The sequence below is a fragment of the Flavobacterium swingsii genome, assembly GCF_900111965.1.
Lineage (GTDB): Bacteria > Bacteroidota > Bacteroidia > Flavobacteriales > Flavobacteriaceae > Flavobacterium > Flavobacterium swingsii.
The window spans coordinates 41,012-63,584 of record NZ_FOJT01000005.1 but is presented as its reverse complement, the minus strand read 5'-3'; the positions used below and the strand labels follow the sequence as shown (position 1 = coordinate 63,584).

Annotated in this window: 28 protein-coding genes; 5 read left to right on the top strand and 23 right to left on the bottom strand. The window is 34.1% G+C overall.

Annotated elements, in window-relative coordinates; translation table 11 throughout:
* Position 1: 1 nt before the first annotated feature.
* The 16 genes from rplX to rpsL form a co-directional block, all read right to left on the bottom strand.
* Positions 2–316: a 50S ribosomal protein L24 gene (rplX, locus tag BM053_RS09420; RefSeq protein ID WP_091476816.1), complete on the bottom strand. Its 315-nt coding sequence runs from the start codon at positions 314–316 to the stop codon at positions 2–4.
* A 12-nt stretch (positions 317–328) separates the two neighbouring features.
* Positions 329–697 carry a 50S ribosomal protein L14 gene (gene rplN, locus BM053_RS09415; protein ID WP_011963460.1) on the bottom strand — a complete coding sequence of 123 codons (369 nt, stop codon included), beginning with the start codon at positions 695–697 and terminating at the stop codon, positions 329–331.
* A 2-nt stretch (positions 698–699) separates the two neighbouring features.
* Positions 700–960: a 30S ribosomal protein S17 gene (gene rpsQ, locus BM053_RS09410; RefSeq protein ID WP_011963461.1), complete on the bottom strand. Its 261-nt coding sequence runs from the start codon at positions 958–960 to the stop codon at positions 700–702.
* A gap of 17 nt (positions 961–977) precedes the next feature.
* A complete protein-coding gene (rpmC, locus tag BM053_RS09405; protein WP_091476815.1) occupies positions 978–1,169 on the bottom strand; it encodes a 50S ribosomal protein L29 in 192 nt (63 codons plus the stop codon).
* A gap of 11 nt (positions 1,170–1,180) precedes the next feature.
* Positions 1,181–1,606 carry a 50S ribosomal protein L16 gene (gene rplP / locus BM053_RS09400; protein WP_011963463.1) on the bottom strand — a complete coding sequence of 142 codons (426 nt, stop codon included), beginning with the start codon at positions 1,604–1,606 and terminating at the stop codon, positions 1,181–1,183.
* Positions 1,607–1,626: 20 nt separating this feature from the next.
* Complete coding sequence (gene rpsC / locus BM053_RS09395; protein ID WP_011963464.1) at positions 1,627–2,388, bottom strand: 30S ribosomal protein S3; 762 nt, start codon at positions 2,386–2,388, stop codon at positions 1,627–1,629.
* A gap of 5 nt (positions 2,389–2,393) precedes the next feature.
* Complete coding sequence (gene rplV, locus BM053_RS09390) at positions 2,394–2,804, bottom strand: 50S ribosomal protein L22 (protein ID WP_091476813.1); 411 nt, start codon at positions 2,802–2,804, stop codon at positions 2,394–2,396.
* A gap of 6 nt (positions 2,805–2,810) precedes the next feature.
* Positions 2,811–3,089 (bottom strand): 30S ribosomal protein S19, encoded by a 279-nt coding sequence (rpsS, locus tag BM053_RS09385; protein WP_007136562.1) that lies wholly within the window; start codon positions 3,087–3,089, stop codon positions 2,811–2,813.
* Between the two features lie 6 nt (positions 3,090–3,095).
* Positions 3,096–3,920, bottom strand: coding sequence for a 50S ribosomal protein L2 (gene rplB, locus BM053_RS09380; RefSeq protein WP_011963466.1), 825 nt, complete (start codon positions 3,918–3,920; stop codon positions 3,096–3,098).
* Positions 3,921–3,929: 9 nt separating this feature from the next.
* A complete protein-coding gene (gene rplW, locus BM053_RS09375; protein ID WP_011963467.1) occupies positions 3,930–4,220 on the bottom strand; it encodes a 50S ribosomal protein L23 in 291 nt (96 codons plus the stop codon).
* 6 nt (positions 4,221–4,226) lie between these two features.
* Positions 4,227–4,856 (bottom strand): 50S ribosomal protein L4, encoded by a 630-nt coding sequence (gene rplD / locus BM053_RS09370; RefSeq protein WP_091476811.1) that lies wholly within the window; start codon positions 4,854–4,856, stop codon positions 4,227–4,229.
* Positions 4,856–5,473: a 50S ribosomal protein L3 gene (gene rplC / locus BM053_RS09365; protein WP_091476810.1), complete on the bottom strand. Its 618-nt coding sequence runs from the start codon at positions 5,471–5,473 to the stop codon at positions 4,856–4,858. Before rplC ends, rplD begins: the two co-directional genes overlap by 1 nt.
* Before the next feature lie 106 nt (positions 5,474–5,579).
* Complete coding sequence (gene rpsJ / locus BM053_RS09360; RefSeq protein WP_011963470.1) at positions 5,580–5,885, bottom strand: 30S ribosomal protein S10; 306 nt, start codon at positions 5,883–5,885, stop codon at positions 5,580–5,582.
* A gap of 11 nt (positions 5,886–5,896) precedes the next feature.
* Complete coding sequence (fusA, locus tag BM053_RS09355; RefSeq protein ID WP_091476808.1) at positions 5,897–8,053, bottom strand: elongation factor G; 2,157 nt, start codon at positions 8,051–8,053, stop codon at positions 5,897–5,899.
* 10 nt (positions 8,054–8,063) lie between these two features.
* Positions 8,064–8,540, bottom strand: coding sequence for a 30S ribosomal protein S7 (gene rpsG / locus BM053_RS09350; protein ID WP_011963472.1), 477 nt, complete (start codon positions 8,538–8,540; stop codon positions 8,064–8,066).
* Positions 8,541–8,566: 26 nt separating this feature from the next.
* The gene (gene rpsL / locus BM053_RS09345) at positions 8,567–8,950 is read right to left on the bottom strand and encodes a 30S ribosomal protein S12 (protein ID WP_011963473.1); all 384 of its coding nucleotides are present in this window, start codon (positions 8,948–8,950) and stop codon (positions 8,567–8,569) included.
* Between the two features lie 400 nt (positions 8,951–9,350).
* Between rpsL and BM053_RS09340 the strand changes: the two genes are divergently transcribed.
* The 3 genes from BM053_RS09340 to BM053_RS09330 all read left to right on the top strand — a co-directional run bounded on the left by BM053_RS09340 (position 9,351) and on the right by BM053_RS09330 (position 12,913).
* Positions 9,351–11,000, top strand: coding sequence for a BamA/TamA family outer membrane protein (locus BM053_RS09340; protein ID WP_091477243.1), 1,650 nt, complete (start codon positions 9,351–9,353; stop codon positions 10,998–11,000).
* 116 nt (positions 11,001–11,116) lie between these two features.
* Positions 11,117–11,851 carry a 23S rRNA (guanosine(2251)-2'-O)-methyltransferase RlmB gene (rlmB, locus tag BM053_RS09335; protein ID WP_091476804.1) on the top strand — a complete coding sequence of 245 codons (735 nt, stop codon included), beginning with the start codon at positions 11,117–11,119 and terminating at the stop codon, positions 11,849–11,851.
* A 9-nt stretch (positions 11,852–11,860) separates the two neighbouring features.
* The gene (locus tag BM053_RS09330; RefSeq protein WP_091476802.1) at positions 11,861–12,913 is read left to right on the top strand and encodes a hypothetical protein; all 1,053 of its coding nucleotides are present in this window, start codon (positions 11,861–11,863) and stop codon (positions 12,911–12,913) included.
* Positions 12,914–12,925: 12 nt separating this feature from the next.
* Here the strand turns inward: BM053_RS09330 and BM053_RS09325 are convergent, their stop codons facing one another.
* Positions 12,926–13,696, bottom strand: a complete 771-nt coding sequence (locus BM053_RS09325) for a rhomboid family intramembrane serine protease (protein ID WP_091476798.1) — start codon at positions 13,694–13,696, stop codon at positions 12,926–12,928.
* Positions 13,697–13,903: 207 nt separating this feature from the next.
* Between BM053_RS09325 and BM053_RS09320 the strand changes: the two genes are divergently transcribed.
* On the top strand, positions 13,904–15,181 hold the full coding sequence (locus BM053_RS09320; protein WP_091476794.1) for a replication-associated recombination protein A: 1,278 nt from the start codon (positions 13,904–13,906) through the stop codon (positions 15,179–15,181).
* 150 nt (positions 15,182–15,331) lie between these two features.
* Here BM053_RS09320 and BM053_RS09315 read toward each other — a convergent pair whose 3' ends face one another.
* Genes BM053_RS09315 through radC form a run of 3 tightly spaced genes read right to left on the bottom strand, consistent with a single transcriptional unit; the run spans position 15,332 to position 17,480 of the window.
* Positions 15,332–16,099 carry a hypothetical protein gene (locus BM053_RS09315; protein ID WP_091476791.1) on the bottom strand — a complete coding sequence of 256 codons (768 nt, stop codon included), beginning with the start codon at positions 16,097–16,099 and terminating at the stop codon, positions 15,332–15,334.
* 1 nt (position 16,100) lies between these two features.
* Positions 16,101–16,787 (bottom strand): YjjG family noncanonical pyrimidine nucleotidase, encoded by a 687-nt coding sequence (locus BM053_RS09310; protein ID WP_091476788.1) that lies wholly within the window; start codon positions 16,785–16,787, stop codon positions 16,101–16,103.
* Positions 16,788–16,790: 3 nt separating this feature from the next.
* Positions 16,791–17,480 (bottom strand): RadC family protein, encoded by a 690-nt coding sequence (gene radC, locus BM053_RS09305; protein WP_091476786.1) that lies wholly within the window; start codon positions 17,478–17,480, stop codon positions 16,791–16,793.
* Positions 17,481–17,533: 53 nt separating this feature from the next.
* Here radC and BM053_RS09300 point away from each other — a divergent pair, with 53 nt between their 5' ends.
* On the top strand, positions 17,534–18,151 hold the full coding sequence (locus BM053_RS09300; protein ID WP_091476783.1) for a DUF1287 domain-containing protein: 618 nt from the start codon (positions 17,534–17,536) through the stop codon (positions 18,149–18,151).
* On the opposite strand, the gene BM053_RS09295 is transcribed toward BM053_RS09300, so the two are convergent.
* The 3 genes from BM053_RS09295 to BM053_RS09285 all read right to left on the bottom strand — a co-directional run bounded on the left by BM053_RS09295 (position 18,148) and on the right by BM053_RS09285 (position 22,466).
* Positions 18,148–19,503 (bottom strand): UDP-N-acetylmuramate--L-alanine ligase, encoded by a 1,356-nt coding sequence (locus tag BM053_RS09295; RefSeq protein WP_091476780.1) that lies wholly within the window; start codon positions 19,501–19,503, stop codon positions 18,148–18,150. The two genes, BM053_RS09300 and BM053_RS09295, sit on opposite strands and share 4 nt — an antisense overlap.
* A 38-nt stretch (positions 19,504–19,541) precedes the next feature.
* Entirely contained in the window at positions 19,542–20,234 is a 693-nt protein-coding gene (locus BM053_RS09290) for a tetratricopeptide repeat protein (protein WP_091476777.1), read from the bottom strand.
* 81 nt (positions 20,235–20,315) lie between these two features.
* On the bottom strand, positions 20,316–22,466 hold the full coding sequence (locus tag BM053_RS09285; RefSeq protein ID WP_091476775.1) for a S46 family peptidase: 2,151 nt from the start codon (positions 22,464–22,466) through the stop codon (positions 20,316–20,318).
* Positions 22,467–22,573 lie beyond the last annotated feature (107 nt).

Below are 22,573 nucleotides of genomic sequence, written 5' to 3'. Positions count from 1 at the left end.
ACTATAGTACTTGATTAGATTTTTTTGAAAATCTTACTTTCTTATCTCCTTCAACTCTAATTCCTACTCTTGTAGCTTCCTTAGTTTTAGGATCTATTAGAGAAATGTTAGATATTTGGATAGGAGCTTCTTTCTTAACGATACCACCTTGAGGGCTTTTTGCACTTGGTTTAGTATGTTTCGAAACCATGTTTACACCTTCAACGATCGCTTTATTTTTCTCACGATCTACCTTTACAACTTTACCTTCAGCACCTTTGTGGTCTCCAGCAATAACTCTAACGATATCTCCTGTTTTTATTTTTAACTTTATCATCTTAATAAATAATTAAAGCACCTCTGGCGCTAATGATACAATTTTCATGAATTGTTTTTCACGAAGTTCTCTTGCAACTGGACCAAAAACACGAGTTCCTCTCATTTCTCCTGCAGCATTCAAAAGAACACATGCATTGTCATCGAAACGGATATAAGAACCATCGGCTCTTCTCACTTCTTTTTTAGTACGTACAACAACTGCAGTTGAAACTGACCCCTTTTTAACGCTTCCGTTAGGAGCAGTATCTTTGATTGAAACTACAATTTTATCTCCAACAGATGCATACCTTCTTTTGGTACCACCTAATACACGGATAGTCAAAACTTCTTTTGCTCCTGTGTTATCTGCGACTCTTAGTCTTGATTCTTGTTGTACCATAATTATTTAGCTCTTTCAATGATTTCAACTAGTCTCCAACATTTAGATTTAGATAAAGGTCTTGTTTCCATGATCTTTACTGTATCTCCAACGTTACAGTCGTTTGTTTCGTCGTGTGCTACAAATTTCTTTGTTTTTAACACGAACTTACCGTATAATGGGTGTTTTACTCTAGTTACTTGTGCAACAACAATAGATTTATCCATTTTGTCTGAAGTAACAACACCAATTCTTTCTTTTCTTAAATTTCTTTTATCTTCCATCTTTAGCAGAATACAAATTATAGTAGCTCTCTTTTGCTAATTTCAGTGGCAATTCTTGCAACTGAACGTCTTAAACTTCTTATTTGAAGTGGGTTCTCGATTGGCGAAATTGCATGTGCGATTTTTATATCGTTATACATTTTCTTTAACTGAACTAATTTAGCTTGTAACTCAGCAGCAGATAGATCTTTAATTTCTAATTGTTTCATAATTATATTTATTATGCTTCGAAATCTCTAGCAACGACGAATTTAGTTTTACATGGAAGTTTTTGTGCTGCAAGACGTAACGCCTCTTTTGCAACTGACAAAGGTACTCCTCCAACTTCAAACATAATTCTTCCTGGTTTAACAACAGCAGCCCAGTATTCAACTGCACCTTTACCTTTACCCATACGTACTTCAAGAGGCTTCTTTGTTATTGGTTTGTCTGGGAATATTTTGATCCATAATTGACCTTCTCTTTTCATAAAACGAGTTGCAGCAATACGTGCAGCTTCGATTTGACGTGATGTTAAAAACATACCATCTTCATGAACAGATTTAATTCCAAACATTCCATTTGAAAGTTCATGTCCTCTTTGAGAATTTCCTTTCATTTTACCTTTCTGTACCTTACGGTATTTTGTTCTTTTAGGCTGTAACATTTTTCTTTAAATTTTAAAAATTACTTTCTTTTACGAGCGTCTGGTTTTCCACCTTTATTAAAAGGTTTTCTATCGCCTCTTGGAGAATCTCCACCTTTACCACCACCTTGACCAGCTTGTTTTTTGTCCATGCCTGCAAGCGGAGAAAGATCTCTTTTTCCATAAACTTCACCTTTCATGATCCATACTTTGATACCCATTCTACCGTAAGTAGTATGTGCTTCAGCCAAAGCATAATCAATATCGGCTCTGAAAGTTGATAAAGGAACTCTTCCTTCTTTGAAACCTTCTGAACGTGCCATTTCAGCACCATTCAAACGACCAGAAATTAAAACTTTAATTCCTTCTGCATTCATACGCATAGAGGCTGCGATTGCCATTTTGATTGCTCTTCTGTATGAGATACGGCTTTCAATTTGACGACAAATGCTAGTAGCAACTAAAAATGCATCTAGTTCAGGTCTTTTGATTTCAAAGATGTTTATTTGAACCTCTTTGTCAGTAACTTTCTTAAGTTCTTCTTTCAACTTGTCTACCTCTTGTCCACCTTTTCCGATAATAATACCAGGTCTAGCTGTAGTGATAGTAACGGTTACAAGTTTTAAAGTTCTCTCGATGATTACTTTTGATACACTAGCTTTTGATAAACGAGCGTGGATATACTTTCTGATTTTGTAGTCTTCAGCGATTTTATCACCGTAGTCATTACCACCATACCAGTTAGAGTCCCATCCTCTGATGATACCAAGTCTATTTCCAATTGGATTTGTCTTTTGTCCCATCTTTATTAATTTGCTTGTGTGTTATTAATAGATCCTAACACGATTGTTACGTGATTAGAACGTTTTCTAATTCTGTGTGCTCTACCTTGTGGCGCTGGACGAAGTCTTTTTAACATCATTCCACCATCAACAGTGATAGTTTTTACAAATAAGCCTGCTTCTTCCATATTAGCGTCAGGGTTTTTTGCTTGCCAGTTGGCAATAACAGATAAAACCAATTTTTCTAATTTTCTTGAAGCTTCTTTAGAGCTAAATCTTAATATATTAAGTGCTCTATCCACTTTCTGACCTCTTACCAAGTCCGCAACTAAGCGCATTTTTCTAGGTGAAGTAGGGCAGTTATTTAACTTTGCGAAGGCTAAAGACTTATTAGCCTCTTTTCTTGCGTCTGCTGTTTCTCTTTTACGAACTCCCATTGCTTCTTATTTTTTACCTTTATTTTTTGCTCCAGCGTGACCTCTAAACGATCTTGTTGGTGAAAATTCTCCTAATTTGTGACCTACCATATTTTCAGTAACATAAACTGGTACGAATTGACGACCGTTGTGAACTGCAATAGTTTGACCTACGAAATCTGGAGTAATCATAGATGCGCGAGACCAAGTCTTTACAACACCTTTGTTTCCACCTGCAATATTTTCTTGAACTTTCTTGTCTAATTTATAGTGTACGAAAGGTCCTTTTTTTAATGAACGTGCCATATCTTATTATTTCTTTCTACGTTCTACAATATACTTGTTACTTGGGTTTTTCTTAGAACGAGTTCTATAACCTTTAGCTGGGATACCATTTCTAGAACGTGGGTGACCTCCTGAAGAACGTCCTTCACCACCACCCATTGGGTGATCGACAGGGTTCATTGCAACTGGTCTTGTTCTTGGTCTTCTACCTAACCATCTAGTTCTACCTGCTTTTCCAGATACAATTAATTGATGATCAGAGTTAGATACAGCTCCAATAGTCGCTGAACAAGTAAGCAAGATTAATCTTGTTTCACCTGAAGGCATTTTAATTGTTGCGTATTTCCCGTCTCTTGCCATTAACTGAGCAAATGTTCCAGCTGAACGAGCAATAACTGCTCCTTGACCTGGACGTAACTCGATACAAGATATTACAGTTCCTAATGGAATTTTGCTTAATGGTAATGTATTTCCAATTTCTGGCGCTGAACCTTCTCCTGAAACTACTTTTTGACCAACTTGCAATCCGTTTTGAGCAATAATATATGTTTTCTCTCCATCAGCATAAGCTAATAAAGCGATAAATGCAGTTCTGTTTGGATCGTATTCGATAGATTTTACTGAAGCTGGAATCCCATCTTTAGTTCTCTTGAAATCGATAATACGATAACGCTGCTTGTGACCACCACCCGTATAACGCATGGTCATCTTTCCTTGACTATTTCTACCGCCTGAGTTTTTTATCGGTGCGATCAATGAACGCTCCGGCTTATCAGTTGTAATGGCGTCAAAACCATTAACAACTCTAAAACGCTGACCCGGGGTAATAGGTTTTAATTTTCTTACTGACATCTTATTCTATTAGATATTGTTGTAAAAATCGATTGTTTCTCCTTCTTGTACTTGAACAATTGCTTTTTTGTAAGCATTTGTTTTTCCAGTAATCAATCCACTTTTTGTGTATTTAGTAGATCTATCTGGGCGTACGTTCATTGTATTTACATCAACAACTTTAACACCATAAGCAGCCTCAACAGCTTTCTTAATTTGCACTTTGTTTGCTTTTTTGTCTACAACGAAGCCAAAACGGTTGAATACTTCACCTGCTTTGGTCATTTTTTCTGTTACGATAGGTTTAATTATGATACTCATGGCCTATTATTTGCTTAAATTTTCTTCAATTCCTTCTAAAGATCCTTCTAAAAGAACTAAATTATTTGCGTTTAATATCGCATAAGTACTTAATTCTGAGTTAGTTAACACATTAGACGCTTTTAAATTACGTGACGACAAATATACATTTTTATTTGAATCACCCAACACGAACAATGATTTTTTATCTTCTAACCCTAACGCTTTCAAAACATTAATGAAATTTTTAGTGTTTGGAGCTTCGAATGTGAAGTCTTCTAATACTATAATATTTGCTTCTTGTGCTTTGATTGAAAAGGCTGATCTTCTAGCCAAACGTTTTACAGATTTATTCAATTTGAATGAATAACTTCTTGGACGTGGACCAAAAACTCTACCTCCACCTTTAAACAATGGATTCTTTGCACTACCCGCACGAGCAGTTCCAGTTCCTTTTTGTTTTTTTATCTTACGAGTACTTCCAGCAACTTCAGCTCTTTCTTTAGCTTTGTGAGTTCCTTGTCTTTGATTTGCTAAGTATTGCTTAACATCAAGATATACTGCGTGCTTATTAGGCTCGATTGCGAAAACTGAATCAGATAGTTGAACTTTTCTGCCAGTTTCTTTTCCGTTGATATTTAAAACTTTTACTTCCATTACTTCTGAATGATTACGTAAGAGTTGTTACAACCAGGAATACATCCCTTAATAACAAGTAGGTTCTTTTCAGCTACTACTTTTAAAACTCTTAGATTTTGTACTTTTACATTATCTCCACCCATTCTTCCAGCCATTCGCATTCCTTTGAATACTCTAGATGGATAAGAAGAAGCCCCTACAGATCCTGGCGCTCTTAAACGGTTGTGTTGTCCGTGAGTTGCTTGTCCAACACCACCAAAACCGTGACGTTTAACTACACCTTGGAAACCCTTACCTTTAGATACACCTTGTACATCTACAAATTCTCCTTCTGAGAATAAATCAACAGAGATAACATCTCCTAATTTGTGCTCACTTACAAAATCTTGGAATTCAACGACTTTTTTCTTAGCTACAGTTCCAGCTTTTTTAGCATGACCTAAGTCAGCTTTAGTGGAGTGTTTCTCGTTTTTGTCATCGAAACCAAGTTGCAAGGCCTCATACCCGTCAACACCAATGGTTCTGACTTGGGTAACTACGCATGGTCCTGCTTCAATAACAGTACAAGGAATATTCTTCCCGTTCTCGTCAAAGATGCTAGTCATGCCAATTTTTCTTCCGATTAACCCAGACATATTTAATTAATTATAATTACTACTTATTATTTTTTGAGTGTGCAAAAGTAGGGATTAAGTTTTGATTATCAAAACTTAATCCCTAAATACTTTTTTATCTAACTAATTAGACTTTTATCTCTACTTCAACTCCTGAAGGCAACTCTAATTTCATTAGAGCGTCAATTGTTTTTGATGAAGAAGAATAAATATCAATTAATCTCTTATATGACATCACTTCAAATTGCTCTCTCGCTTTTTTGTTAACGTGTGGAGAACGTAATACAGTGAAAAGTTTTTTGTGAGTTGGCAACGGAATTGGACCAGTTACAACAGCACCTGTACTTTTTACAGTTTTTACAATCTTTTCAGCAGACTTGTCTACCAACATATGATCGTAAGATTTCAATTTTATTCTGATTTTTTGACTCATTTTCTTAAGAATTAGGCGTTACCTTTTGCTTTTTTAATTACCGCTTCTGAAATATTAGAAGGTGTTTCTGCATAGTGTGAAAACTCCATTGTTGAAGTTGCTCTACCAGATGACAATGTTCTTAACGTTGTTACATAACCGAACATTTCTGATAAAGGCACATCAGCCTTGATTGTTTTAGCACCATTTCTGTCACCCATGTCATTCACTTGACCTCTACGACGATTGATATCACCAACGATATCTCCCATGTTTTCTTCAGGTGTAATAACTTCCATTTTCATGATTGGCTCAAGAACAATTGCTCCAGCAGCTTTAGCTACTTCTCTATAACCCATTCTTGCTGCAAGTTCAAAAGAAAGTGCATCTGAATCGACTGGGTGAAAAGATCCGTCAGTTAAAGTTACTTTTAAACTATCTACTTGGTATCCTGCAAGAGGACCAGTTTTCATAGCTTCACGGAAACCTTTTTCTACAGATGGAATATATTCTTTAGGAACGTTACCACCTTTTACTGCATTAATAAACTGTAATCCAACAGGAGCTTTACCGTCAACTAAATCAGCAGGCTCTAATGTAAATACGATATCACCGAATTTACCACGACCTCCAGATTGTTTTTTGTAAGTTTCTCTGTGTGTTGCAGATCTTGTAAATGCTTCTTTGTATTCAACTTGAGGCTCACCTTGGTTTACTTCAACTTTGAATTCACGACGCATTCTATCAACAAGAATATCTAAGTGAAGCTCACCCATTCCTGAGATAATAGTTTGCCCTGAAGCCTCATCAGTTCTAACTGTAAATGTAGGATCCTCTTCAGCTAATTTAGCTAAAGCCATACCCATTTTATCTACGTCAGCTTTTGTTTTAGGCTCGATTGCAATACCAATTACTGGCGCAGGGAATTTCATAGACTCAAGAATGATTGGGTGTTTTTCATCACACAATGTATCTCCAGTTTTGATATCTTTAAATCCAACTGCCGCTCCAATATCTCCAGCTTCGATATATTCGATTGGATTTTGTTTGTTAGCGTGCATTTGATAGATACGAGAAATTCTTTCTTTATTACCAGAACGAGTATTTAAAACATACGAACCTGCGTCTAAACGACCAGAATAAGCACGGAAGAAAGCTAAACGACCTACGAATGGGTCGGTAGCAATTTTAAATGCTAAAGCAGCGAATGGCTCTTTAACATCTGGCTTACGCAAAATTTTAGTTTGATCTTCTTCTAATAATTCAGCATCATCAGGATGAATCCCTTCGATACCTTCTTTATCCATAGGAGAAGGTAAATATTTACAAACAGCATCTAACATGAATTGAACTCCTTTGTTTTTGAAAGAAGATCCAGCAATCATTGGAATGATAGCCATATCCATTACGGCTGCTCTCAAAGCTATATTGATTTCCTCCTCTGTAATAGATTCTGGATTCTCCATATACTTATCAAGTAAATTCTCATCATAATCAGCTACTGCCTCAATAAGAATGTCTCTGTATTCTTTAACTTCGTCTAGCATTTCAGCAGGAATATCTACAACTTCATAAGTTGCTCCCATTCCAGCGTCGTCCCATACAATAGCTTGGTTTTTTACTAAATCGACAACACCTTTGAAATCATTTTCTTCACCAATTGGCAAAGTGATTGCAACTGCGTTAGATTTTAACATATCTCTTACTTGTTGACATACCATCAAAAAGTTAGAACCTTGTCTATCCATTTTATTAACAAAACCGATACGTGGCACTCTGTATTGATCAGCCAATCTCCAGTTAGTTTCCGATTGAGGCTCAACACCATCAACAGCACTAAATAAGAAAACCAAACCATCAAGTACACGCAAAGAACGGTTTACTTCAACTGTAAAGTCAACGTGTCCTGGGGTATCGATAATATTAAAGTGATAAGGCAATGTTTCTGGCAACATTTTACCTTGAGTAGTTGGGAAATTCCATTCACAAGTTGTAGCTGCCGATGTAATTGTAATACCTCTTTCTTGCTCTTGCGCCATCCAGTCCATTGTTGCAGCACCATCGTGCACTTCACCAATTTTGTGTGATTTTCCTGTATAAAATAAGATACGCTCTGTTGTTGTTGTTTTACCAGCATCAATATGAGCAGCGATTCCTATATTTCTTGTATATTTAAGTTCTCTAGCCATTTCTTAAGAATTAAAATCTAAAGTGAGAGAAAGCCTTGTTAGCTTCTGCCATTTTGTGAGTATCCATTCTCTTTTTTACAGCAGCTCCTTCTTCTTTAGCCGCAGCTAAAACTTCTGAAGCTAACTTTTGAGCCATAGATTTTTCATTCCTTCTTCTTGAATAAAGAATCATCCATTTCATCGCCATAGAAATTTTTCTATCTGGACGAATTTGCATAGGAATTTGGAATGTTGCTCCACCTACTCTACGACTACGTACTTCTACGTGAGGCATAACGTTTGTAAGCGCATCTTTCCAGATATCTACTGACGATTTTTCTTGATCTTGCTTCTTAGCTTCTACGATATCCATTGCATCATAAAACACTTTGAAAGCTGTTGATTTCTTACCATCCCACATTAAGTTGTTCACAAAACGCGTTACCAGTTGGTCATTAAACCTTGGATCTGGTAAAAGTGGTCTTTTCTTTGCCGCTCTTTTTCTCATTTCTTTTTCTTAAAAGTTTTTAAAAATTACTTTTTAGCCTCTTTTGGGCGTTTTGCTCCGTACTTAGATCTTCTTTGTGTTCTTCCTGCCACACCTGATGTATCAAGCGCACCACGAACAATGTGATACCTAACTCCTGGCAAATCTTTTACCCTTCCACCTCTGACTAATACTATCGAGTGCTCTTGAAGATTGTGTCCTTCTCCAGGGATGTAGGCATTTACTTCGTTACCATTTGTCAAACGTACACGCGCAACTTTACGCATTGCAGAGTTTGGTTTTTTTGGAGTCGTAGTGTAAACACGCGTACAAACACCTCTTCTTTGAGGACAAGAATCTAGGGCAACCGATTTAGACTTCTTAGTCATTTTGGTTCTTCCTATTCTTACTAATTGTTGAATTGTTGGCATAATTAAATACTAAAAATTACTTGTTTATAAAATTCCCGCTTTTTACGGGGTTGCAAATGTATAAAATATTTTTGATGAAACAAATCATAATTCATTAATTTTCAATGTTATTTTATACTTTTGAGTTTTAATAAGAAACTCTGCATTTTTTGCGTTAGTTCTAAACGAGAGAAAATAGATGGTAGATAAAAGACCATCATAGTTGAATTAAAAATTTAGACTATTTTTCTTTTTGAATGTTTAAAGTTAATTTTGAATGTTTAATTTTAATGAATGCCCGCGTGAGGGATTGAAGCGGAAAGCCCACAGCCTGACGAAGGAAGTGCGAGGACTTGGAACGGAAAGCCAGACCCCGCCATTAAAAGCGGGATCACGCCCAAAAAAACTTAAAAAAAATAATTTGAAATTTCTTTTATCTATTATTACCATCTTCATTTGTCAAAATATTTTGGCACAAAATTCTTATTTGCAAATAAAAGGAAGCAACGAAACGGAAAATAAAACAATCGATTCGCTGACTTACTCTAAGAAACATACCAATACAAAATTGCTTATTGATGAAGTAAATTCTTTTTCTGATAAATTATTACAAAACGGCTATTTGGCTTCTAAACACGAGGAAGTGATTAAGGTAAATGATTCTACTTTTTTGTTTAATTATAATCTTGGATTGCGAAATAAATTTATACATATATATATAGGTGAAAATTTCGAATTATTAAATTTGAAAAACAACTCGCTAAAAATGTCACTTTCTGAAACCGAAAACTTTATGAATACGGCTTTGCTTTTATTAGAAAAGAAAGGGTATTCGCTAGCGAGATTGCAGCTCATTAATTTTAAAAAAGAAAATAACGAACTTTTTGCCGATTTGAGTTTAGCAGCAGAAAAAATTAGAACGCTCGACGATATTGTAATAAATGGTTATGATAAATTTCCTGCAGGCCACAAAAAACAAATTAAAAGATTGTACAGAAAGAAAGTTTTCAACCAAGAAAATTTAAAAAAAGTATATACCGATTTTGAAAAATTTAGATTTGTAAGCCAGCCAAAATATCCCGAAATTCTGTTTACCAAAGATTCCACCAAAGTGTATGTGTATCTCGAAAAAGCAAAGCCGAATACTTTTGATGGCTTTATAGGATTTACCAATGGCGAGCAAAAAAAACTAATTGTAAATGGTTATCTCGACCTGCAGTTACAGAATATTTTGAATGGCGGCGAGAAAATTTCTATTTATTGGAAAAGCGACGGAAAGGATCAAAAAACCTTTAATGGTGCGATTGAAATTCCTTATATTTTTAAAAGTCCATTGGGATTGAAAACACAATTAAATATTTTTAAGCAAGACAGTTTGTTTCAAAACACACAAACAGCAATCGATTTGGGCTATTATTTCAACTACAATACCAAAGTTTTTTTAGGTTACCAAAGTGCCGAATCTAGCGACATTCAAAACACAAATAATAGCACAATAAGCGATTACAAAAATTCATTTATTACGACGCATTTAGATTTTTCGGTTTACAATCCAGACGATTATTTATTTCCTGACAAAACCCAAATTTATTTTAAACTTGGTACCGGAAAAAGAGATTTAGAATTCAGCAGCAATAAACAAGTTTTTACAGAATTAAACCTGAGTCATAATTTTTATTTGAACAAGAAAAACATCGTTAACATACGGAGTTTGAATCATTATTTAAACAGTGATTCTTATATTATTAATGAGTTGCATCGTTTTGGAGGCATCAATTCAATAAGAGGTTTTAATGAAAATAGTTTACAAGGCAATACTTTCACTTCTATTCTGACAGAATATAGATATGTTGCCAATTCCAATGTTTACATTCATTCCATTATCGATTATGGTTATTACCAAGACAAATCTTCCAATACATCGAACAGTTTAATTGGTTTGGGCTTCGGATTTGGACTACTCACAAAAAACGGTCTTTTCAATTTAGTTTATGCCAATGGAAGCACGAAAGAGCAAGCTATTAAGCTATCTAATTCGATAGTTCATATTAGTTTTAAAGCTAGATTTTAAAGTAGATTGTTAGAATTTTAGATTGTTAGACTACTTAGATTATTTTTAGCGATTAAACTATCTAGGTTGTCTAAAATCTAATTGCCTAAGTAGTCTAAAAAAACTATCTTTGCCCCATGGAAAAAGAAAACCAAATATTTGGAATACGTGCGATTATCGAAGCTATAAATGCTAAAAAAGAAATTGATAAGGTCTTTATACAAAGCGACGCACAAAGTGAATTGATGCAAGAATTACAAAAATTGATGAAGAAAAATAGCATCAATTTCTCGTATGTTCCTGTCGAAAAACTAAACAGATTAACTCCTAACAATCACCAAGGCGCTGTGGCAACCATTGCTCCTATTACATTTCAGGATTTAGAAAAACTAATAGACACCGTTGTAGAAAGTGGCAAAAAACCATTATTCCTTATTTTAGACCAATTGTCTGATGCAAGAAATTTTGGCGCTATTATTCGTACTGCCGAATGTACTGGTGTTGATGGAATTATTGTACAAAAACAAGGTTCTGCTCCAGTAAACGGAGATACTGTAAAAACTTCTGCTGGCGCTGTTTTTAATGTGCCAATTTGCAAAGTAGATCATATAAAAGACGCTGTATTCTTACTACAAGCTTCTGGTATAAAAATCGTAGCAGCTACCGAAAAAACAGAAAGTAATATTTATGACATTTCACTAAACGAAGGAGTTGCCATTATTATGGGAAGCGAAGATCGCGGTGTAAATCCTTCTGTTTTAAAAATTGTAGATGAAAAAGCTAAGTTACCAATGTTCGGAACTATTGGTTCGCTAAATGTTTCTGTAGCTTGTGGCGCATTCCTTTATGAAACCGTTCGCCAACGTTCATAAAACTAATTTATGGCTCAAAAAGATGTCAAAATAAAGTTTAGAAAAGAAAACTATCGTATTTCTGATGAATTATTTCATTATTTAGAAAAATATGGTCGTATTACAAAAACCAGCGTTTTTTATGATGATTTACTTCGCTTTTCTGGCTTTATTAATCTAGAAGATAAAGACGGAAACGACACTTTATGGCATCGCGTGTATTACCCAGAATTTGAGCAACAAGAACTTGAAGCAAATATAAATAAGATATATACTTTGCTTCATTCAGACGGAGATGTGAAGACACTTCCCTATCTTCATGTCGATTCTATAGATTATTGTACTTTTGGAAATTCGAACCCGTTTCGAGTAAAAGTAAGAAATATCCTGAATGACAATTTCACCAATTTTTATATCAAAAAAGCTGATGCTTCCCGTATATATGGTTTAGAGTTAGAAGAAATATTATCTCCAAACCGTATCAATTATTTGGTTTACAAAGACACACTAATCGAGGAGCATATTATTGGGATTCCTGGAGATATTTTCATCAAAAAAATACTGCCAACTTGTACCGAACACGAAAAATCGCAAATCGCAAAAGAGTTTGTTAAGTTTAACGAACGTTGTATTATTGGATTATTAGGTGACATGAGATCCTACAATTATGTCATTATTCCAATTCATGATTTTGATCATGTCGAATTCCGCATTCGTCCCATCGATTTCGATCAACAGTCTTATGAAGGCAATATAAAAATATATTTTCCGCAGTTTTACAAAGAAAATTTTCAGATGGTAAAATTGGTAATCGACAAGCTTAAACCAAATTCGATAGAACAATACAGAAAAGAAGTTCGATCGGCAACAGTAAAAAGAATTCATGGACAAGAAACACGATTTGAAGAATTGATTTCTATCATGAAAAAAGAAGAACTCGCTCCAATTGAACATATCGAATCTTTAAAAAAATCGCTTCAAAGATTTACGCACGATATGAAGTTTAAAAAATGTAAAACTATGGGTGAAATTGTGGCGACTGGACTTGATTACATTTTAAAAAATTATAAAAACTCATTTTAAATTATTATTTTCTTATAATTTATTTGCATTGTAGAAATAAACTACAGTTGCATTATCTACAGATGTATTAGTTATTTTTAATTCTTCGTCAGTAATTTCATCTTCTACAACTTCTTTCGGAATAGGTGCAAAATTTCCATCTTCGTCAAAGTGCTTCATAAACTCGTCTTGACTTGGGTCGAAATCCGGACGTTCCCAATCGTATTTTATAGGTTTTTGATACTCACCGGTTTTGGTATAAAAAGACAATAAATAACCTGCAATAAATCCTGACAAATGGCCTTCCCAAGAAATATTTTCCTCTACCGAAGGAAATACGAACCAAATCATTCCGCCGTAAACAACTACAATTGCTAAAGACAAAGCGACTAATCTGAAATATTTAGATTGTATTCCTTTGAAGAAAATAAAACTCACCAAAACATAAATTAATCCGCTGGCGCCAATGTGATAACTTTCTCTTCCTATAAGCCAAGTGCCAAATCCTGAAAGCAAAACACCCAAAACCAAAACTTGCAAAGATTGATTTCGGTAAAAGAAACGTAGAGCTGCCACCAAGAAAAATAAAGGAAGTGAATTGTTAAATAAATGCATAATATTGCCATGTAAAAACGGACTCAACACTATTCCTTTGAGTCCTGAAACTGTTCTTGGCAAGATTCCGAAATGAGAAAAATCACCCGGAAAAATAATTTCAATAGTGTAAACCAACCAAAGCAATAGCACAAGATACAATGGCCATGCTAGTACTGATACAGAAAATTTGAAATCGGTTTCTTTCATTAGTAATTTAAAGATTCAAAAATTGAATGATTTAAAGATTTGTAGTCAAAAATACTACCAAAGTGAAATTAGTGATATTTTGTCATAAATAGGTTATTTGGTTATTTGTTTATTCGGTTATTTGTTAATTTGAAAGTAAAAATGTCATAAATTTGAAGCTGTATTATTCGATTAAACGAATAACCAAATAACCGAATCAACAATCAATTGGAAGCACCGTTAGCAGAGCGAATTCGTCCGCAAAATTTACAGGATTATATAAGTCAGTCACATTTAGTTGGCGAAAACGGCTCGTTGACGCATCAAATTGCGAAGGGAATTATTCCGTCGCTCATTTTTTGGGGACCACCTGGCACAGGAAAAACGACTTTGGCACAAATTATTGCCCAAGAAAGTAAACGTCCGTTTTATATTTTGAGTGCGATAAATTCTGGTGTAAAAGACATTCGCGACGTGATTGAAAAAGCCAAGCAAAGTGGCGGATTATTTACTGCTCGAAATCCTATTTTGTTTATAGATGAGATTCACCGTTTTAGTAAATCGCAACAAGATTCTTTATTGGCTGCCGTCGAAAAAGGATGGATTACACTGATTGGAGCTACTACCGAAAATCCAAGTTTTGAAGTAATTCCCGCTTTATTGTCAAGATGTCAGGTTTATATTTTGAATGCTTTTTCGAAACAAGATCTCGAAGCGCTTTTGCATCGCGCTATGACAACTGATGCTTTTTTGAAGACGAAAAATATCGAATTAGCCGAAACTGAAGCTTTATTACGACTTTCTGGTGGCGACGGACGCAAACTATTAAATATTTTTGAACTGGTCGTAAACGCAACGAGTGAAGACCGCATTTTGATTACCAATGAAAAAGTAATGCAATTGGTTCAGAAAAATACAGTTTTGTATGACAAGACAGGTGAACAACATTACGATATTGTTTCGGCATTTATAAAATCTATTCGTGGTAGTGATCCGAACGGCGCAGTTTATTGGCTCGCAAGAATGATTGAAGGTGGTGAAGATGTGAAATTTATTGCTCGAAGAATGCTCATTTTATCCAGTGAAGATATTGGCAATGCCAACCCAACGGCTTTTATTATGGCCAACAATACTTTTCAGGCAGTAACAACAATTGGTTATCCTGAAAGCAGAATTATTTTGAGCCAATGTGCTGTTTATTTAGCAACTTCTCCTAAAAGCAACGCGAGTTATCTAGCTATTGGTGAAGCGCAAAAAGTCGTCAAACAAACTGGTGATTTGCCTGTTCCTATTCATTTGCGAAATGCACCCACAAAACTCATGAAGGAATTAGGTTATGGTGATGAGTACAAATATTCTCATGATTACAGTAATAATTTTGCCGAACAAGAATTCTTGCCGAACGAAATTTCGGAAACTGTTTTTTATAACCCTGGAAATAATTCTCGTGAAAACGGAACTAGAGAATTTTTAAAAAATAGATGGAAGGATAAGTATGGTTATTGAAAAAATTACGAATTACGAATTACGAATTAATAACATTATAATTTATATTAAAATCCAATTATAAAAGCTTGTTGTCATTCCGACGAAGGAGGAATCTCATAAGAGAATCTAATACTGAGATTCCTCCTTCGTCGGAATGACAAAATAAAACTAAAGTTTAATATCTAATTTCTCTGAAACTACTTTATCGTTTTCTAAATATTCGAAAAACCAAATATTGTTTTTAGAAACCACAACTCCATTTTTATCATTTTGCGTACATAAATAAACGCTAGGTTTTGATGTTTTATACAATGACATTTCTGTTTTGTTAATCAGATTAACAACTTTAACAAACAATACCACTTCCTCAAGTTTCTCAGTTTTTTCAACTTTTTCGTATTTTGTTTCATTTTCAGACTTTGTTACCTTAGTAACTTGTGTCGAAACATTTTCTACATCATGAGATTTTAGTTTTTCTTGCGCTTCTTCATCATAATAAGTTCTTCCTGAAAACTTATATTTAGCTTTGTCGAAAGATTTTAAAGTTATTAATAACGTTTGATTGTAAGCTTTTGCAAGATCTTTTTCTCTACTTTCCGCTAAATCGGTGGTGAATAAAACTGCATTTTTACAATCTTTAAATTCGATTTTTATTTTTGTCGAAAACACAGTGTTTTCTTCTAGAACGTTTACAAAAACTTTATTGCAATTGTAATCTAAAAATCCTTCTGGCAAAGCATCGCTCGAGAGATAAACTTCGAATCCTTTTTGTTTTAGATAAGCTTTAATTGTTGAATTAATTCTGTACTGATTGTCTTCTTTTTGGAATTCAAATTTTGCAGGAATTATCGCCATTTCATAATCATTCAAAGAGGATTGAGAAAACGACAAACTTGAAATTAAAGCAAATACGAGTATAGAAAGATGTTTTTTCATTTTAAAAAAGTTTTTTTAGTTCTGCTAAGTTAATAATTTGATTGATACTTTGTACTACTTCTATTTGATTTGGATTAAAAAAAATAGCTTCCATTCCAAAATCTAACGCACCATTTATATCCGCATCGAGACAATCTCCTATCATAACGCTTTCTTTTTTATGAGCATTGGCAAGGCTTAAAGCGTGTTCGAAAATAATTGGATTCGGTTTTTTAGCACCTGCTAATTCTGAATTTGTAATGGTTTCGAAATAATGATTAATATTAGAGTTGCTCATTTTTTTATATTGTACTTCGGCAAAACCATTGGTAATTATGTGTAACTGATACTTTCCTTTTAAAAAATCTAAAACTTCGATGGCATCATCAAACAAATGATTGAAATCGGGTAGAAATTCGATATATTCTTCTGAAATCACATCAATTTGTTCGTCAGTAATTTCTTGTTTCAAAATATCGAAAGTATCTTTTAATCTTTTGTAACGCAATTCTTGGTGCGTGATTTTGTCTTTTTGATATAGTTTCCAACATACTTGATTGATTGGCGCATAAATTTTGACAAAATCTTCAACCTTAATATTTGGAAAATAATTGTTTAAAATTCGCTCGAAAGCCAATTCCGAATTTTTGTCAAAATCCCAAAGTGTGTGATCTAAATCGAAAAAAATATGCTTTATTCTGTTTTTCATATTTTAAAAAATATTTTCGTCTTGAAAACTTAAGTACCCATTTTCAGTAATAATAATGTGATCTAAAACAGGAATTGACAGTTGTTGCCCAGCTAATTTTAACTGTTTGGTTAATATTTTATCGGCATCACTTGCCTCGAGTTTTCCTGAAGGATGATTGTGCGTCAAGATTATCGAAGTTGCATTTTGCTCTAATGCCATTTTAAAAACCATACGGACATCGACTACAGTCCCAGTAATTCCGCCTTTGCTAATTTGCGATTTATAAATTACTTTATTAGAATTATTGAGAAACAAAACCCAAAATTCTTCATGTACTAATTCGCCAATAATGGGTTGCATCATATCGAAAACTGCTTTGCTAGAAGTGATTTTTGTAAGCTCTACCGTTTCTTCAGCTCGGCGACGACGACCTAATTCGGTTGCGGCAACGATTGAAATGGCTTTCGCTTCTCCAATTCCTTTAAATTCTATTAATTGTTTGATAGACAATTTTCCTAATGCATTCAGGTTATTATCGACGCTAGACAAAATTCGTTGTGATAATTGCACGGCGCTTTCCGACCGACTTCCTGAACCAATGAGAATCGCAACCAACTCAGCATCACTTAAAACTTGTTTGCCCTTTAGCATCAGTTTTTCTCGTGGTTGGTCGTCTTCTGACCAATTTTTTATGGATAGATTTTGTTCCATGGCTTATACAATTACATTTGTGTTTTTTACGTTACTAATATAAATACAAAATAATGAAAGTAATTTATCTTATACTATTCTCTTTATCTTTTTTTACTTGTAGTTATAATTCTAAAGAAAATACTAGTCAAGAAACTATTATAAAAACCTTTGAAGAACAACTATCTGACGTTGCTATTTCTATAATTGATGAAAATATCGAATATGACCCGTCTTATTTTGCCATAAAATATCCAAATGGGGATATTCCAAAAAATAAAGGAGTATGCACAGATGTTGTTATTCGTTCTTATAGAAAATTAAATATCGATTTGCAAAAAGAGGTTCATGAAGATTTGAAAACTAACTTCTCAAAATATCCAAATTTAAAAAAATGGGGATTAACAAAACCAGACACAAATATCGATCATAGACGAGTTCCTAACTTAGAAATATTCTTTTCGAGAAAAGGTCAGAAATTAAAGATTACGAATAATTCTGATGATTATAAAGTTGGCGAAATTATAACTTGGATGATTAATAATAAATTACCGCATATAGGAATTATTACAAATAAAAAATCATTGGACGGAAAACGCCCAATGATTGTTCATAATGTAGGAAATGGTCAAGTTCTTCAAGACTGCTTATTCAGTTATGAAATCGTTGGACATTATAAATATGGAAATTAACCTATAAGTCCCTTAACCTCATCAAAATTTAATCCCCCGTAATTCCCTGAACTCATTAATAATAATGCAGAATTTTCTAAATTAAGGTTAAATAAATAATCTTTAAAATCTTTTGGATTCGTATAAATAATCAAATCTTCTCTATTAAATGCTTTTGCAATTTGCTCATAAGTCACTTCTTCGAGTTGTTTAATTTTTACAGCATCTGGCGAGTAGAAAACAACGGCAACATCGGCATATTCTAACGCGCCTTCATATTCTTTAAGAAACTCAGCATTCAAACTACTATAAGTATGCAATTCTAAACAAGCCACAACATTTCTGTTAGGATATTGTTCTTTTACGGCTTTTGTCGTTGCCGAAACTTTACTGGGTGAATGTGCAAAATCTTTGTAAGCTACTTTTGTTTTGCTTTCTGCAATTTTTTCTAATCTTTTTGAAGCCCCTTTGAAACTAGCAATGGCTTGGTAAAAATCGGCTTCATCTACACCCATATTTTGACAAATCCATTTGGCACCAGCCAGATTATTGAGATTATGAGCTCCAAAAACCTCGATTGGCATGTCACCTTCTGGTGTTTCTAACAGAGTTATTCCATCGTTTACAGTATATTTTGGCGTATGATAAGCAATTCGTCGAATAGGATTGGTTGATGCTTCAGCAACTCGTTTTACTTCCGAATCGTCTTCATTGTAAACTAGAATTCCGCCATTGGTAATTTTTTGAATAAAAATTTCGAATTGTTCTACATAATTTTCATACGTCGGAAAAACATTTATATGATCCCAAGCAATACCTGAAATTAATGCAATATTAGGTTGGTATAAATGAAATTTTGGTCTTCTATCCATTGGTGAAGACAAATATTCGTCACCTTCCAGAACAATAAAATCGTTTTCTTCGGTAAGATGCACCATCGTATCGAAACCTTCTAATTGTGCTCCAACCATATAATCGACTTCGATATTATGATAATGCATTACGTGTAAAATCATAGACGTAATCGTTGTTTTTCCGTGAGAACCACCTATAACAACACGTGTTTTATTTTTAGATTGTTCGTATAAAAATTCTGGATACGAATATATTTTCAATCCTAATTCTTGTGCTTTTAGCAATTCTGGATTATCGTCTTTGGCATGCATTCCTAGAATTATCGACTCGATATCTGAAGTGATTTTTTCAGGAAACCACCCTAACTCTATTGGCAGAATTCCTTTTTTTTCTAAACGCGATTTTGATGGTTCGAAAATCGCATCATCGCTTCCTGTAACTTGATATCCTTTATTATGTAAGGCCAATGCTAAATTGTGCATTGCGCTTCCGCCAATGGCGATAAAATGTGTACGCATTTCTATTTATTTGGTTATTTGGCAAATCGAATTAACGATTAAACCTTTTTATCGAATTCTTCTTTTAATTTTTGAGCTTTTTGTTTGTCTTTCAATTTATTCAAATATAAATCATATAATTTATTGAAAGTAGTTTTTGAGTCACCAATTTCTCGGGCTTTCTTATAATTTTTTTCGGCATCTTGATAGCGTTTGAAATACACATCGATATAGCCTTTTGCGAGATAACCATCTACTTTTGAAATCCCTATCAATTCATTGGCATATTTCTGGGATTTGGTTTCGCTTCCACCAAGAATTGCTGGTAATTCGACATAAAAAATGACTAACGCCCAACGGGTTTCTATGTGTTTTACATCGAGTTTTGCTGCAGTTAAAAACGCCTTCTCTATATCGTCAATCATTCCTATTGCCTTGAATTTATTGATAGATTTTGCTTTCAATCCTAATGCACCACCAAATTTGAACCAATAATTAGCATTTTTTGGAAACGTAGTTATTAGTTTTTTATAGTAATAAATAGCATGATTCCATTTTTGTTCATATCCCGAAATATCCCCCAAATACTCGATAGTTTTTGAATTGGTTGGATTCTCTTTCAAATAGTTTTCAAATAACGGTTCTGCCAAAACATATTTTCCTTGCTCGAAAAAGATCTTACCTTTTTCGAACGATGTTTGCGACCAAATAAACATTGGTAACAATAGAAAAACAACTATTATTTGTTTCATTTTTCAAAAGTAAGGAAATGCTATCAATAAAAAAACCGCTCCAAGAATGGAACGGTTTAATTTTATTTATTTTGACGGTGATTATTTCACCAAAGTCATTTCATCGACAATATGTTTTGCTCCAGAGAAGTTCTCGATTACCCAAAGCACGTAACGAATATCTACGTTGATTGTTCTTTGTAATTTAGAATCGAAAATAACATCACCAGCCATAGCTTCAATATTACCATCGAAAGCAAGACCAATTAGTTCTCCTTTTCCGTTAAGTACTGGAGAGCCTGAGTTACCACCTGTAATATCATTGTCAGTCAAGAAATTCACGTGAAGTGAACCGTCTTTGTCTGCAAAACGACCAAAATCTTTGTTTTTGTTCATTTCTAATACACGAGTTGGTAAATCAAATTCTTGATCTCCTTTTTTGTATTTTTTTACTTGACCATCAAGAGTTGTGTAGTTGTTTACTTTAGCATCATTACGTTTGTCAGCAGGTAACGAACGTACTTTTCCGTAAGTTAAACGCAATGTTGAATTTGCATCTGGATATTTAATTGCTCCAATTTTAGACTCACGCAATCCTTCAACCAATAAACGGAAAGATGCTCCGTAATCGTTTTGCGCTTTTGCAATTACATCAGATTTTGATCTAAAATGTGTCATCATATCGTTTGAAAGCGTGTACAACGGATCGTTTGCTAATGCTTCGGCAGTAGGCAATTCTAAGAAAGCTTTAATTTTTTCTTTTGAAGTAAAAATACTAGCATCGAAAGTGTCATTTACATATTTAGTAAAGTCATTGTTGTTTTCTTTTCCAATTTTCTCAACCATTGGTGCAATTGCATAACCTGTAGATTTTGTAGCATATAATTTTAATTGTGCTGCCATAATATCTTTTTCAGCTGGAAGATGTAATTCTTTGAACATTTCTTCTGCCATTCCTGAAATTTTTGGCGCTAATTCTGCACGTTTTACAACATCAGCTTTCACATAAGTATCTAATTGTTTTCCTAAAGTTCCTCCAACAGTTGCAAAAGCATTAGTTCTGAATAATTGAGTTATATAATTATCATGACGTGACTTTTCGTTTGTTAAAGCGTAGAAATTGTTGATTGTTGAAACTACATTTCCGTATTTCGCTTTGTTAGCTGGTAAGTTAGCCCATTTGTTGAATTTAGCTTCTTGAGCAGCTTTAGATTTTGCAGTACCAAATTTAGTTAATGCATCAATCATACCTTGACGGTTTTTCCAGTAGTTGGCAACACCCGCATATTTTGAAGCATATACAAGGTTAAGCGCATCGCTTTGATCCATGTATTTTTTCATATTATCCATACCTGTTTTAGATCCTTCAACCCAAGCAGGATAAGCAAATTTTACGTTTTGTTCAATTCCACCAGCTGGCATCCAACGGTTTGTACGTCCTGGATAACCTAAAATCATAGCGAAATCATTTTCTTTTACTCCACCTAAATTAACTGGCAAGTAATGTTTTGGTTGTAATGGAACATTGTTCTCAGCATAATCTGCTGGGTTTCCGTTAGCATCTCCGTAAATACGGAACATAGAGAAATCGGCAGTGTGACGTGGCCATTCCCAGTTGTCAGTATCCCCACCAAATTTTCCTAAACTTTCAGGAGGTGTACCTACTAAACGAACGTCTTTGTAATCTTGGTAAACGAAATAATAGTATTCGTTTCCTTGAAAGAAAGGACGAACAGAAACAGTATATTTTCCACCTTCGTTATTTTCTTTTTCGATTAAAGCAATTTCTTTATTTATAGCTGCTTCACGCTCCAATTCAGTCATTGAAGGGTTCACTTTTGCCAAAATACGTTTAGAACAATCGTCCATACGAACAAAGAAACGTACAAATAAACTTGATGGTTTGATTTCTGCTTTTCTGTTTTCTGCCCAGAAACCATCTTTTAGAAGATTTTTCTCAGCAGTAGAAAGTTCAGCGATTGCATCGTAGCCACAGTGGTGGTTTGTTAATACTAATCCGTCTTTTGAAATTACTTCGGCAGTACAACCACCATTAAACTGAACGATAGCATCTTTTAAACTATGGTGATTGATACTGTAAATTTCTTCAGCAGTTAGTTGCAATCCCATTTTTTGCATGTCACGGTGATTTAAACGTTCTATGAACATTAAAAACCACATTCCTTCGTCAGCTTTTACACTTGTAGGAACAAGCATAATTGAAACGATTAAGGATAAAATAATTTTTTTCATAATTGATATTTTTTGTGGTGCGAATATAATTTATTTTTGAAAAATCTGAAAGAATACCTTAACTAATAACAGTTTGTTAAGACAATTTTAACTTAATGTTTAAAAAT

Bases quoted from the DNA above. Each gene is read 5' to 3' on its own strand.
- BM053_RS09295 (WP_091476780.1), bottom strand. From the start codon at position 19,503: ATGCGTACACATTTTATCGCCATTGGCGGAAGCGCAATGCACAATTTA.
- rplP (WP_011963463.1), bottom strand. From the start codon at position 1,606: ATGTTACAGCCTAAAAGAACAAAATACCGTAAGGTACAGAAAGGTAAA.
- rpsC (WP_011963464.1), bottom strand. From the start codon at position 2,388: ATGGGACAAAAGACAAATCCAATTGGAAATAGACTTGGTATCATCAGA.
- rplD (WP_091476811.1), bottom strand. From the start codon at position 4,856: ATGGAAGTAAAAGTTTTAAATATCAACGGAAAAGAAACTGGCAGAAAA.
- rpsS (WP_007136562.1), bottom strand. From the start codon at position 3,089: ATGGCACGTTCATTAAAAAAAGGACCTTTCGTACACTATAAATTAGAC.
- BM053_RS09315 (WP_091476791.1), bottom strand. From the start codon at position 16,099: ATGAAAAAACATCTTTCTATACTCGTATTTGCTTTAATTTCAAGTTTG.
- fusA (WP_091476808.1), bottom strand. From the start codon at position 8,053: ATGGCTAGAGAACTTAAATATACAAGAAATATAGGAATCGCTGCTCAT.
- BM053_RS09285 (WP_091476775.1), bottom strand. From the start codon at position 22,466: ATGAAAAAAATTATTTTATCCTTAATCGTTTCAATTATGCTTGTTCCT.
- BM053_RS09325 (WP_091476798.1), bottom strand. From the start codon at position 13,696: ATGAAAGAAACCGATTTCAAATTTTCTGTATCAGTACTAGCATGGCCA.
- radC (WP_091476786.1), bottom strand. From the start codon at position 17,480: ATGGAACAAAATCTATCCATAAAAAATTGGTCAGAAGACGACCAACCA.
- rplW (WP_011963467.1), bottom strand. From the start codon at position 4,220: ATGAGTATCATAATTAAACCTATCGTAACAGAAAAAATGACCAAAGCA.
- BM053_RS09310 (WP_091476788.1), bottom strand. From the start codon at position 16,787: ATGAAAAACAGAATAAAGCATATTTTTTTCGATTTAGATCACACACTT.
- BM053_RS09330 (WP_091476802.1), top strand. From the start codon at position 11,861: ATGGCTCAAAAAGATGTCAAAATAAAGTTTAGAAAAGAAAACTATCGT.
- rplC (WP_091476810.1), bottom strand. From the start codon at position 5,473: ATGTCTGGGTTAATCGGAAGAAAAATTGGCATGACTAGCATCTTTGAC.
- rpsJ (WP_011963470.1), bottom strand. From the start codon at position 5,885: ATGAGTCAAAAAATCAGAATAAAATTGAAATCTTACGATCATATGTTG.
- rplB (WP_011963466.1), bottom strand. From the start codon at position 3,920: ATGTCAGTAAGAAAATTAAAACCTATTACCCCGGGTCAGCGTTTTAGA.
- BM053_RS09300 (WP_091476783.1), top strand. From the start codon at position 17,534: ATGAAAGTAATTTATCTTATACTATTCTCTTTATCTTTTTTTACTTGT.
- rpsQ (WP_011963461.1), bottom strand. From the start codon at position 960: ATGGAAGATAAAAGAAATTTAAGAAAAGAAAGAATTGGTGTTGTTACT.
- rpmC (WP_091476815.1), bottom strand. From the start codon at position 1,169: ATGAAACAATTAGAAATTAAAGATCTATCTGCTGCTGAGTTACAAGCT.
- rpsG (WP_011963472.1), bottom strand. From the start codon at position 8,540: ATGAGAAAAAGAGCGGCAAAGAAAAGACCACTTTTACCAGATCCAAGG.
- rlmB (WP_091476804.1), top strand. From the start codon at position 11,117: ATGGAAAAAGAAAACCAAATATTTGGAATACGTGCGATTATCGAAGCT.
- rpsL (WP_011963473.1), bottom strand. From the start codon at position 8,950: ATGCCAACAATTCAACAATTAGTAAGAATAGGAAGAACCAAAATGACT.
- rplV (WP_091476813.1), bottom strand. From the start codon at position 2,804: ATGGGAGTTCGTAAAAGAGAAACAGCAGACGCAAGAAAAGAGGCTAAT.
- BM053_RS09290 (WP_091476777.1), bottom strand. From the start codon at position 20,234: ATGAAACAAATAATAGTTGTTTTTCTATTGTTACCAATGTTTATTTGG.
- rplX (WP_091476816.1), bottom strand. From the start codon at position 316: ATGATAAAGTTAAAAATAAAAACAGGAGATATCGTTAGAGTTATTGCT.
- rplN (WP_011963460.1), bottom strand. From the start codon at position 697: ATGGTACAACAAGAATCAAGACTAAGAGTCGCAGATAACACAGGAGCA.